Raw genomic sequence first — 11,502 nt, 5'->3', positions numbered from 1 at the left:
GTCATGGACACGGTGAACCGGAAGATCGTGGGACACCTGCTGCGCGACGGACGGGCGACATACGCCGACATCGGCGCCGAGGTGAGGCTGTCCGCGCCCGCGGTCAAGCGCCGCGTGGACCTCATGCTCGCGCGCGGCGAGATCACCGGTTTCACGGTGCGGGTGGCGCCCGAGGAGCTGGGCTGGGGCGTGGAGGCGTACGTCGAGCTGTTCTGCCGCGGCAACGTCTCCCCCGCCACGCTCCGCCGCGATCTCGCCACGATCCCCGAGATCGTGCGGGTGGACACCGTGACCGGCGAGGCCGACGCGATGGTGCAGATCATGGCCGGCGGCATGACCGACGTCGAGCGCACGGTCGAGGCGATCCGCGGCAGCGCCCGCGTGGACAAGACGCGCACGTCCCTGGTCATGACGCGCGTCATCGACCGCCCCGCGCGGGCGGGGTCGCCGCCCTCGGGCGAGGCGTGACGTGCGCCCCGGACGCCGCGCGGCCGCGCTCGTCGTCGTGCCCGCCGCGACGCTCGTCGTGGCACTGGCGGGCCTGCTGGCGGCCTGCACGGGCACCGGGCCCGACACACCCGACCTGCCCGACGGCGTCGCCGAGCACCTGAGCGCGGAGCTGCGCCAGGACCGCATGCAGTACGCGGACCGCACGGCCTCGCTGCGCGTGGTCAACGGCTCGGGCCGGACCGTGACGCTGCTCGGCGGCTCGCTCGACGCACCCGGCTTCGGGCCCAGCGGCGCGGACGGCGACCCGCACGTCCGCACCCTCGCCCCCGGCGCGGGCCGCGACGTGCGGCTGCGGCTCGGCGAGGTGGACTGCGACGCGGACGCACCGGACGCGCTCGCCGGCAGCGCAGCCACCACGACCGAGGTCGCCACCGCCACCGTGCGGCTGGCGCCCGGCGAGGACGGGTCGGCCTCGGAGGGTGTCGACGTCGAGGTCGGCGTCACCGACCCGCTTGGCCGTCTCGCCGCCGTGCACGCGGAGGCGTGCGCCGAGCGGCTGGTCGAGTCCGGCGTCACGCTCCGCGTCACCGCGGTGGAGACTGCCCAGGTACGCACCGGGACGGGGACCGAGCCCGGCGGGCGCGTGACGCTCGCCGTCGACCCCGTGCCCGACGGTCCGGCCGTCGAGCTCGTGCGGGTGTCCGGCACGACGCTGCTCTCCCCCGCCGCCGGGGACGCCTGGTCGGGCGACGACCTGGCCGGCCAGGCGGACGGCAAGGTCGTGCTCGACCTCGTCCCCGCGCGGTGCGACCCGCACGTGGTGGCCGAGGACAAGCGCGGCACGTTCCTGCCCGTCACCGCGGACGTCGAGGGCGCCCGGCAGCCCGTCATCTACGTGCCTATGACCGACGAGCAGCGCGCCGCGACCTACGGCCTCGTGCACGACGCCTGCGGCTGGGGCTGAAACTTCACCCGCGGCGTGTCCCAATCGTTACCCGCCTCCGTCGCCACTATTGAGGCTGCATCAGTAGGCTCCCTCCAGACCCGTCGACGGCGATGGGCCACGGCCCGGTGCCGTGCTGGGACTGCGTCGACGACGACGCGGACTGGAGTGAGGCTCCGATGACCATGACCACCCCCGCGCGTCGCAGACCGCACGGCCCGTTCGTCTCGGCCGCGGCCGCGGTCGCCGCGCTCGCGATTGCAGCGCTCGTCGCGCTCGTCGTCCTCGTGCTGATGGACGGCCAGATCGCCGACGGCACCACCCGCCTCGACGCCGGGGCGGTGCAGGTCGACGACGGCGCGGCCCGACTGTCCGACGGCAGCGCCCAGGTCGCCGACGGCGCGAGCACGCTGTCCGACGGGGCTGTGGAGCTCGCCGCCGGAACCACCCGCCTCGTCGACGGCACCGACGACCTGACCTCCGGGTCGGCCCGGCTGGCCACCGGTGCGGCCGAGCTGTCCGAGGGACTCAACGACCGACTGAGCCCCGGCACGACGCAGGCGTCCGCCGGGATCGTCACGCTGCACGACGGCACCGTCCAGCTCCACGCAGGCAGCGGAGAGATCGCTGACGGCGCCGCGCGAGCGAACGACGGAGCCGGCCTGCTTGCCGAGGGCTCCGGGCAGGCGGCCGACGGCGCCCTCTCGCTCGCCGGCGGGGCGTTCGCGCTCCGGGATGGCAACCACCAAGCGGCGAAGGGCGCCGGCGCGCTCGCCGAGGGCACAAGTCGGCTCTCGGCCGGTTCGGCGGCCATCGCAGACGGCGCCGACACGCTCGCGTCGGGAGCGGGTCAGGTCGCAACGGGGACCGGCGCCATGGTCACGGGGAGCGCGAAGCTCGCCACTGGCTCCGGCGACCTGTCGACCGGCGCGGCCGACCTCTCTGGCGGCGTCAGCGCGCTGTCACAAGGCATCGACGAGCTCGTCGGCAAGGGCAGTGAGCTTGCCGACGGTGCCCGCGAGGTCGCGACCGGAGCACAAGACCTGGTCGGCGGCGCCGACGCCCTCGCTGATGGCGCCCAGGCCGTTGCCGCGGGGGCATCGGAACTCTCAAAGGGTGCGGCTGCGGCCGCCACCGGTGCGGCGCAGGTGGGTGGCGCGACCGTGCAGCTTGCCGACGGCCTGAAGGGCGCCTCGTCCGGGGCAGCACAGGTCGCCGCGGGCACGAGCGGCCTCGCCGACAGTCTCGCGAAGCTGGCCGCCGCCACGGAGGACTCGGAGACCAAGGGACGCCTCGAGGCGCTCGCCGTGGAGGCCGAGAAGCTTGCCGGGGGTGCATCGAACGTGGCCGACGGCGTGGCGAAGGGCAGCGACGGTGCCGCTGCACTCTCCGCGGCGCTGCAAGGCGACGACGGTCTCGTCGCCGGAACTGATGCCGTGCGCCAGGGCGCGGCGGGCCTCGCTGCGGGTCTGACGAGCAAGGACGGCCTCGTCGCCGGAGCGACGAAGGTGGCCATGGGGGCGGGAGCCCTCGCCGACGGCAGCGCCCGCGTCAGCGGTGGTGTCGACGCCGTGCTTGAAGGCGGCGGCCACCTGCAGGAGGGAGCCCAGAAGACCGTTGATGGCGCGATCAGTGTCGCCTCGGGCTCCGCACGCCTCGACGCAGGAATGACGGACCTGGCGGGCAAGAGCGTCACTTTGAACGACGGCGCGCTGCAGATCTCGACAGGCAACACGACTCTCGCGGCCAACACGTCGACGCTCGCGACGCGGATGGGTGAAGCCGACACCGGTGCCCTCTCGCTGGCGGACGGGACGGCGAAGCTCACATCCGGTGCCGACGAGGTGGCCGGGGGCTCATGGTTGGTCGCCCTGGGTACCAACAGCGTTGCCAACGGCGCTGCCGAGCTCGCGGGTAACCTGCCAGAGCTCGCCGCCGGTTCGGCGACACTGGCCTCGAAGATCGGCGACGCGGAGGCAGGAGCCAGCAGGCTGGTCGACGGTCTGGACGAGCTGGCGACCGGCGCCACCGACGCCGCAGCCGGTGCCAAGCAGCTCAGCACCGGCGCACAGGACCTCGACGAGGGCGCCGGGGAGCTGGCGGACGGGTCGACGGAGCTCGCGGACGGCGCGGGCCAGCTGTCCACCGGCGCCACACAGCTCGCGGACGGCAGCACCGACCTCGCCGACGGGGCGGCCACGCTCGCGGCGGGCACCACGGAGCTCGCGGACGGCACCACCACCATGCGCACGGAGGTCGAGACGAGCCTCGCCGACCCCGCGGCACTGGCGGGCGGGCTGCTGCTGGCGCTCGGACTCCTGGGCGGGGTCGTGGCCCTGACGCTCCACCTCCGCCGGCGCGGGTAGCCGGGAGGACGACGGACGGCCCGGCTCGGGAACTCGAGCCGGGCCGTTCGTCGTGGTGCTACCGCTCCGGCGGGCGACCTACCAGGCGCGGCGTACGCCGGCCTTGGTGCCGGTGACGAGGCTGCGAGCCGGTACGTCGTCGGCCACGACCGCGCCGGCGGCGACCACGGCGTCCCGGCCGATGCTGACGCCCGGCAGGATCGTCGCGCCCGCGCCGATCCAGACGTTCTCCCCGATGTCGATGGGCCCGCCGGTGAGGTACAGCCGCCGCTCGGCCGGGTCCACCGGATGGCTCATCGTGATGAACGTGGCCCGCGGGCCCACCATCGTGCCCGCGCCCAGCCGGATGCCGGCGTAGTCGAGGAACGTGCAGTTCTGGTTGACGAACACCCGCTCGGCCAGGTCCAGGCGCAGCCCGTGGTCCGTGAAGAAGGGCGGGTAGATCGTCACCCCGGTGGGGAGCGAGCGCCCGAGGATCTGCTCGAACAGCGCCGCCTTCCCCGCGTCGTCCTCGAACGGGAGCACGTTGAGCCGCGACGTGAGCGCCGTGACCTCCAGGACCCGCTGGGACATCGCGGTGAACTCGGCCCCGAGGTGCCGCTCGGTAGCGGTCGGCACCTCGGGGTCATGGATGGGCATGATCCGTTCGCTGGTCACCGCGCGATCCTCTCAGCGGCCACCGACGGTTCCCACGGCTCGGTCCCCACCGACTCAGCGCCCATCGACGACTCAGCGCCCGCCGAAGATGATCTCCCACAGGCTCTTGACCCGGATGGTGGTGGTCGTGGTGGCCGCCTCGGTCGCGTCGTTGCCGGAGTAGCGGAGCTCCACCTCGACGGTGCCGGGCGCGAACGGGCCGACGCGCAGCGCGGCGTCGCCCTTCTTGTTCAGCGTGTCGGCGTCCACCTTCTTGCCCTTGATCACCGCGGTGACCTTGCCGGTGGGCGTGCCGTCCGGGGTCTCGACCGAGACGTCGATGCGCGGCGCCTGGAACCAGGCGACCACGGTCTCGGGCGCGTCGACGGTGAGCGTCGGGGTGGCCTGGGCGGGCTCGGCCACCTCGATCGGCACGGTCACCTCGGTGCCGGTCGCGGCGCCGGTGAGGGTGAGCGACGTGGCGCCGGCGGGGGCGTCGGCCGGGAGCTGGACGCTCACGGATGCCGTGCCGATCGTGTCCTCCGGCGTGGCGCCGGCGGTGCTGTCCACGGCGGCGGTGCCGAGCACCTGGTCGCCGAGGGACACGGTGAGCTCCGGGTCGGTGACGTCGCCCGGGGCCGACATCGACCAGGACGAGACGTCGAACGCGACGGTCGCGCCGGGCTCGTACGCCTCGGGGGCGTCGGTCGGGAACGAGGCGCCGACGGCGCGCTGGCTCGGGTCGACGGCCAGCGGCTCGTCGGCGGTGTGCGCCGCCATGTAGTCGACGAAGGCGGTGAGGTCAGCCTTGCCGGTGTCGCGGGCGCCCGCGCCGTCCGCGAAGGCGCGGAAGTTGTCGCCGCCCGAGGCGAGGAACGAGTTCACCGTGACGGAGTACGACGTGGCCGGGTCGATCGCCTCGCCGTCGAGCCACATGCCGGTGATGCGGTCGCCCTCGTCGCGGTTCGCGTCGAACGTGGACGTGAACCCGTCCGAGACGCCGAGCCGCAGGAACGGGCGCGACGGCACGTTGCCGTCGGCGTCGCGCTGCCACTGCTGCTCGAGGACGGCCTTGATCTGCTCGCCCGTGAGGTCCATGTTGACGAGCGTGTTGGCGAACGGCTGCACGCCCGCCGCCTGCTTGTACGTGAGCGTGCGGGGGAACGCGTCCGTGCCGGAGCCCACCATGTCGGCCCGCAGGCCGCCCGGGTTCATGAACGCGATCTGCGCCTCGCCCGACTCCGGGGCCTCCGTGGCCCAGCGCTGCACCTCGGCCACGAGGTTGCCGAGCGTGGACTCGCCGCCGCGGTTCTCCGCGCCGTCGGCGAGCTTGGCGCGGTTGAACGCGCCGCCGATCTCGCCCAGCGGCTCGGCCCCGAGCACGTCGGCCTCGGCGACGGCGTCGTCGACGATGGCGGTGACGTCCGGGTCGGCCGGGTAGTTGCCGGCGAGCGGCAGGACGGCGGTCTCGACCCCGCCCACGTCGCCGGTCGCGGCGTCCACCGAGTAGGTGAGCTGGTTGAGGTTGTAGCCGTACTGGCCCGCGGACACGACCGGGCGGTCCGTCACGGCCTCGCCGGCCCACTCGTCCACGGGGAACGCGCAGTCGTAGGCGAGGTGCGTGTGCCCGGAGACGATGGCGTCCACCTCGGGGCTCACGTCGTTGACGATGCTCGCGAACGCGTTGTCCGCCGTCGGCATCGACGCGCAGTCCGTGGACTCCGCGCCCTCGTGCACCAGCAGGACGACGACGTCGGCGCCCTCGGCCTTGAGCGCGTCGGCCTCCTCGTTCGTGGTGTCGACGATGCTGGCCACCTCGAGGTCCGCGATGCCCGCCGGGCTGACCAGGGCGGGCAGCTCCTCCGTGACCGCGCCGACGAAGCCGACCTGCACGTCGCCGAAGTCCTTGATCCACGTGGCGGGGACGGCGTCGTCGCCGGTCGCCTTCACCTTGAGGTTGGCCGCGAGATACTGCCACTGCGCGCCGCCGTACGGGTTGGTGTCGGCGTCGTACGGCGCCATCACGCGGTTCACCAGGTCGTCGTAGCCCTGGTCGAGCTCGTGGTTGCCCACCGCCGAGACGTCGAGGCCCGCGGCGTTGAGGGCGTCGATCGTCGGCTTGTCGTGCTGGATGAACGACTCGAACGTGGAGGCGCCGATGAGGTCGCCCGCCGCCGCGAAGACGGTGTTGGGGTTCTCCCCGCGCAGCTGCTGCACCGCGCCGGAGAGCACCGCGGCGCCGGCCTCGGCGCCGTTCTCCTGGATGCGACCGTGGAAGTCGTTGGTGGCGAGGATCTGCACGTCGACGATCGGGTCGGCGCTGGCCGACACGGCGCCGGTGGCCGCCAGACCCGCGAAGGCGAGGGTCAGGCTCGCGACGCCGGCGGTCCGCCGTCGTACTGAGGGACGGGCGAGAGACATGGGTGCGCTCCTGGGTATGCGGTGGTGACCGAGGCCACGCTAGCGGCGTCGTACGACACCGGCGTGGCCTCGGGGATAACGATTCGGAAATCCCTCCCGCCGCGCCCCCGCGGGTGCCACCCTCGGTGGATGGCACAGGACACGCGCACCGTCGTCGGCAACATCTCCGTCTCGCTCGACGGCCGGGTCAACGGGCCCGGCGGCGACAACGACATGGGCTGGGTGGCGAAGCACGCCGTGAGCGACGAGGCCTTCGAGAACCTCCTCGACCTCATGCGGGCCAGCACCACCGTGCTGCTCGGCCGGTCGAACTACCAGGGCTTCGGCTCCTACTGGCCCGCGGTCGCGGACGACCAGAGCGCGGACCCGCGCAGCCGGGAGTTCTCCCGCTGGCTCAACGACGTCGAGAAGATCGTCGTGTCCCGGACCCTCACCGAGGCGACCTGGTCCGGGTCGCGCGTCGTGGCCGACGACCCCGCCGACGTCGTCGCGGGGCTGCGCGAGCGCGAGGGCGCGGACGTGTGGGTCATGTCGAGCCCGGTGCTCATCCGGCGCCTCGTCGCGGCCGGGCAGCTCGACCGCCTGCGGCTGCTGCTGTGCCCCGAGATCTCCGGCGGGGGCCGGCCGCTCTTCGACGACGGCCTCACGCCGTCGAGCTGGCGCGTGACGAGCTCGACGCCGACCGGGTCAGGGGCGCTGCAGCTCGAGCTCGCCGTCGACCGCTGAGCCCGGCGGCACCGCACCGCCTGCGGTGTCGGTTTCGACCCTTCGACAGGCTCAGGACGGCGCAGGCTCGACCAGCGTGGCGCTCAGGTGGCCGGTGCGGCGCAGCCAGCGCTCGGCGAGCAGCGTCGTCAGGGGCGGGACGGCGGCGGCCAGGGCGACCAGCGTGCGGAACCAGCCCCAGCGCAGCAGCACCGCCGCGACCAGCGTGATCACCACGTAGGCCACGAACGCCGCGCCGTGCAGGCGCCCGAACAGCCAGACGCCCGCCTCCGTCGTCCCGGTGACGTACTTGAGGAACATCCCCACGAGCAGGCCCGCCCAGGTGAACGCCTCGACGACGGCGATGACCGCGAACACGCGGCCGGCGCGGGAGAGCGGGGGGCGGGTGGACGACAGGGTTGTCGGCGTGGTCGACGTGGGCGACGGCGCAGGCATGGCGGGCCTCTCGTGGTGCGGGCGGTCGGACCAGTCTGCCGTGATCAGACCGCGGCTCGGGACGGATCCAGGACGACGGGCTGCCGGATTGATCACGGCCTGCCATCAGGATCCGTCGGACTCGCGAGCGGGCCGTACGCCGAGCGCCGGTCGGCGCCCGCGAGCGCCGCGGCGACGGCCGGCTCGTCGAGCACGTCGACCAGCCGCTTCTCCTCGTACCGGAAGTGGGTCTCCATGACGGCGTCGATGCCGTCGAGGTGACGTTCTAGCGTGGCGGCGTCGGCGCCGGCGTCCACGGCACGGGCGAGCTCGCCGAGCAGGTGGTCGAGCATCGTGTGGTCGCGCTGCAGCTCGGCGACGAGGCCGGCGAGGTCCGGCCGCAGCTCGAGCAACGCGGTGAAGACGGTGGAGTCCTCGCCGCGGTGGTGGCCTTCGAGGGCCCGGCAGAAGCCGTGGCAGTACAGGCCCGGCAGGCGGCGCGGGTCGGCGTCGGGGGCGGCGACCGCCTCGCGCGCCGCCTCGAGCGCGTCGCGCAGGCGGCCGTGGACGGCGAGCAGCTCCTGGCCCCACGCGACGAGGCGGGCGGTGTCGGAAGACGGGTCGGGGCTCGGGTTCGGGTTGGGGTTCTGGTTGGGCACGATGCGCCCACGATAGCAACGCGGGGCGGTCGAACCCCTGGTCACGGCCTCGCCGCCCGGCGTCCACCCGCGCGTCGCCGCGCGGTCGCCCGCCCCCGATGGGATGGTCAGGCAACAAACACGCTTCCACCAGCACGACCAGCAGCCCGACCCCGCACACGACACGGAGGACCACATGGATCACCGCAGCTCCGACGCTCCCACCGGCATCACCCGACGCGGCGCGCTGACCGCCGCGGGCACGCTCGGCGCCCTGGGCGTCGCCGGCGCGCTCGCCGCCCCGAGCGCCTCGGCGGCGACGGCCGCGACGACCGCCAAGCCGGGCAAGGGAGCGCTGATCGGCCCTGCCAAGGGATCCACGATCCACGCGATGAGCTTCAACATCCGCCTGGACCGCGAGGACGAGACCCAGCCCGGCGAGCCCGACCACTGGCCCGACCGCGCGCCGCTCGTCACGGCGCTCCTCGCGCTGGAGCAGCCGACGATCCTGGGCGTGCAGGAGGCGGAGTTCCAGCAGCTGGTGGTCGTCGAGGACGGCCTCGGCACGCACTACCGCACCGTCGGGTACGGGCGGTCGGGCGGGGCGGACGGCGAGCACTCCGCGATCTTCTACGACGCCCGCCGCCTCACCCTTCTGTGGTGGGACCAGTTCTGGCTGTCGGACACCCCCGACGTCATCGGCTCGGCCACGTGGGGCAACTCGGTGACCCGCATCGTCACCTGGGCACGCTTCCGCGACGAGCGCACGGGGTCCGAGTTCGTGCACGTCAACTCGCACTTCGACCACGAGTCCGAGAACGCGCGCGTGCGCAGCGCCGAGGTGGTGCGCGACCTCGTGGCCGGCTTCGGGCTGCCCGTCGTCTTCACCGCCGACTGCAACGTGCCCGCGGGCGCCTCCGCGCCCTACGACGTCCTCGTCCCCGACGGCGGCCTGCTCGACGCATGGGACTCCGCGGACGAGCAGCTCACCCCCGCGGTGGGCACGTTCCCCAACTACGGCGAGCCCGTGCCCGACGGCGAGCGCATCGACTGGTTGCTGGCCACCCCCGGCACGCAGGTACTCGCCGCCGCCATCAACACCTGGACCAAGAACGGCCGCTACCCCAGCGACCACACGCCGATGCAGGCGCTGCTGCGGCTCCCCTGACCCGCGGCCCGCACCCCGTCGTCGATGAGTTCGGCGGCCCGCCGGCGTCCGACCCCCATGAGATCCACGATCGGGGCAGCGGGCATCGGTCCCGCCAGCGGCGACGCGCTCGGCCCGGAGAGGTTCGCCGAGATTTCGGCCCTTCGACAGGCTCAGGACGGCGCGGGCTCAACGGGCGACGGGGTGCGGCTGTGCTTCCAGTCCGTCGGCGACCCGGCCGACCCGACCGTCCTGCTGGTCGGCGGCGTCGGGTCGTCGATGGACTGGTGGCCGGCGGACCTCTGCGCAACCCTCGCGGCACAGGGGCGGCACGTCGTCCGTTACGACCACCGCGACACCGGCCGGTCCACTACCCGCCCGCCCGGCGAGCCGGACTACACCGGCCGCGACCTCACGGAGGACGCGCTGCGGGTGCTCGACGCCGTCGGCGCTGTGAGCGCGCACCTCGTCGGCCTGTCGATGGGCGGCGTCATCGCTCAGGAGCTCGCGCTCGAGCACCCGGACCGTGTCGCGTCGGTCACGCTGGTCGCCACGAGCCGCGCCGTCCGCGGCCCCGACGACGCGGACCTCCCGCCGTCGGCACCCGAGCTCGCAGGGCTCTGGGACGGCCCCGCCCCCGATCCCGCGGACACGGCCGCGCTGATCGACGCCGCCGTCGCGGAGGACCGCGCGCTCACCGGCCGGGGCGACTTCGACGAGGCGCGCACCCGCGCCGTCGCGACCCGCGCCGCCGAGCGCTCGATCGACCCGACCGCGGGCGCCAACCACTTCGCGGCAGAGGGCGGCGGCCCGTTCGCGGGCACGCTCGCGGACGTCCGCGTGCCCACCCTCGTGGTGCACGGCACCGAGGACCCGCTGTTCCCCGGCCATGGGGCGGCGCTCGCCGCGGCGATCCCCGGCGCCCGGCTGCTGCTGCTCGAGGGGATGGGCCACCAGGCGCCGCCGCCGTCGTCGTGGGACGTGCTGCTCCCGGCGCTCCTCGAGCACACCACCGAGCGCACCACTGAGCGCACCACTGAGCACCCGCGCCGGTAGCGGGGAGAGGATGGCGGTATGTCGACCACCACCCTCACCACCTGGGGCCACGCCGGCGTCCGCCTGGAGCGCGACGGCCAGGCCCTCGTCATCGACCCCGGCACGTTCACCGACCCCCACATGCTCGACGGCGCCGCCGCGGTGCTGATCACCCACCAGCACGCCGACCACGTGGACCTGCCTCGCGTGGTGCCGGCGCTCGCCGCCGACCCGGCCCTGGAGCTGTGGGCCCCACGGCCCGTCGTCGACCAGCTCGGGGAGGCAGGCGCCCCCGCCGACCGGCTGCACGCCGTCTCCGGGGGTGACGCCTTCACGGCGGCCGGCTTCGCCGTGCAGGCCCTGGGTCACGTGCACGCCACGATCCACCCCGACATGCCGCCACCCGCCAACGTCGCGTTCCTCGTCGACGGCGCCGTGCTGCACCCGGGCGACTCGTTCACCCCCGCGCCGCAGGGCGCGACCGTGCAGGTGCTGGCGCTGCCCGTCGCCGGGCCCTGGATGAAGCTCGGGGAGGCCGTCGACTACGTGCGGCAGGTGGCGCCCCGCGTCGCCGTCCCCATCCACGACGCGATCCTCAACGACGCCGGCTGGGCTCTCGTCGACCGCATCGTCGGCGGGCTCGCGGGCGTCGAGTACCGCCGCCTCGCGCACGGCGAGGGCCTCGAGGTCCCCAGCGCTGGTTGAGCCCGTCGAAGCCGTCGGTTG

At 74.1% G+C, this 11,502-nt stretch carries 11 protein-coding genes; 7 read left to right on the top strand and 4 right to left on the bottom strand.

Annotated elements, in window-relative coordinates; genetic code table 11:
- The first annotated feature begins 3 nt into the window (after nucleotides 1-3).
- The 3 genes from AC1C2W_RS16400 (at nucleotide 4) to AC1C2W_RS16390 (ending at nucleotide 3,759) form a co-directional block, all read left to right on the top strand.
- The gene (locus AC1C2W_RS16400; protein WP_495390594.1) at nucleotides 4-468 is read left to right on the top strand and encodes an Lrp/AsnC family transcriptional regulator; all 465 of its coding nucleotides are present in this window, start codon (nucleotides 4-6) and stop codon (nucleotides 466-468) included.
- Nucleotide 469: 1 nt separating this feature from the next.
- Nucleotides 470-1,414, top strand: coding sequence for a hypothetical protein (locus AC1C2W_RS16395; protein ID WP_495413714.1), 945 nt, complete (start codon nucleotides 470-472; stop codon nucleotides 1,412-1,414).
- A gap of 164 nt (nucleotides 1,415-1,578) precedes the next feature.
- On the top strand, nucleotides 1,579-3,759 hold the full coding sequence (locus tag AC1C2W_RS16390) for a hypothetical protein (protein WP_495413713.1): 2,181 nt from the start codon (nucleotides 1,579-1,581) through the stop codon (nucleotides 3,757-3,759).
- Nucleotides 3,760-3,837: 78 nt separating this feature from the next.
- On the opposite strand, the gene AC1C2W_RS16385 is transcribed toward AC1C2W_RS16390, so the two are convergent.
- Nucleotides 3,838-4,416: a DapH/DapD/GlmU-related protein gene (locus AC1C2W_RS16385; protein ID WP_495413712.1), complete on the bottom strand. Its 579-nt coding sequence runs from the start codon at nucleotides 4,414-4,416 to the stop codon at nucleotides 3,838-3,840.
- Nucleotides 4,417-4,488: 72 nt separating this feature from the next.
- Nucleotides 4,489-6,816: a bifunctional metallophosphatase/5'-nucleotidase gene (locus tag AC1C2W_RS16380; protein WP_495413711.1), complete on the bottom strand. Its 2,328-nt coding sequence runs from the start codon at nucleotides 6,814-6,816 to the stop codon at nucleotides 4,489-4,491.
- Nucleotides 6,817-6,945: 129 nt separating this feature from the next.
- On the opposite strand from AC1C2W_RS16380, the gene AC1C2W_RS16375 reads away from it, so the two are divergent.
- Nucleotides 6,946-7,542, top strand: a complete 597-nt coding sequence (locus AC1C2W_RS16375) for a dihydrofolate reductase family protein (RefSeq protein WP_495413710.1) — start codon at nucleotides 6,946-6,948, stop codon at nucleotides 7,540-7,542.
- Between the two features lie 51 nt (nucleotides 7,543-7,593).
- On the opposite strand, the gene AC1C2W_RS16370 is transcribed toward AC1C2W_RS16375, so the two are convergent.
- Together AC1C2W_RS16370 and AC1C2W_RS16365 are read right to left on the bottom strand one after the other, a co-directional pair.
- Nucleotides 7,594-7,977: a DUF3817 domain-containing protein gene (locus AC1C2W_RS16370; RefSeq protein ID WP_495413709.1), complete on the bottom strand. Its 384-nt coding sequence runs from the start codon at nucleotides 7,975-7,977 to the stop codon at nucleotides 7,594-7,596.
- Between the two features lie 92 nt (nucleotides 7,978-8,069).
- Nucleotides 8,070-8,615: a hemerythrin domain-containing protein gene (locus AC1C2W_RS16365; protein WP_495413708.1), complete on the bottom strand. Its 546-nt coding sequence runs from the start codon at nucleotides 8,613-8,615 to the stop codon at nucleotides 8,070-8,072.
- Between the two features lie 175 nt (nucleotides 8,616-8,790).
- Here AC1C2W_RS16365 and AC1C2W_RS16360 point away from each other — a divergent pair, with 175 nt between their 5' ends.
- The 3 genes from AC1C2W_RS16360 to AC1C2W_RS16350 are packed head-to-tail and all read left to right on the top strand — an operon-like array spanning nucleotide 8,791 to nucleotide 11,481.
- Nucleotides 8,791-9,762, top strand: coding sequence for an endonuclease/exonuclease/phosphatase family protein (locus AC1C2W_RS16360; RefSeq protein WP_495413707.1), 972 nt, complete (start codon nucleotides 8,791-8,793; stop codon nucleotides 9,760-9,762).
- 57 nt (nucleotides 9,763-9,819) lie between these two features.
- A complete protein-coding gene (locus tag AC1C2W_RS16355; protein ID WP_495413706.1) occupies nucleotides 9,820-10,797 on the top strand; it encodes an alpha/beta fold hydrolase in 978 nt (325 codons plus the stop codon).
- 18 nt (nucleotides 10,798-10,815) lie between these two features.
- Nucleotides 10,816-11,481 carry an MBL fold metallo-hydrolase gene (locus tag AC1C2W_RS16350; protein WP_495413705.1) on the top strand — a complete coding sequence of 222 codons (666 nt, stop codon included), beginning with the start codon at nucleotides 10,816-10,818 and terminating at the stop codon, nucleotides 11,479-11,481.
- The last annotated feature ends 21 nt before the right edge of the window (nucleotides 11,482-11,502 follow it).

Source organism: Isoptericola sp. Y581, assembly GCF_059445475.1.
This window is presented reverse-complemented; position numbering and strand designations above follow the sequence as displayed.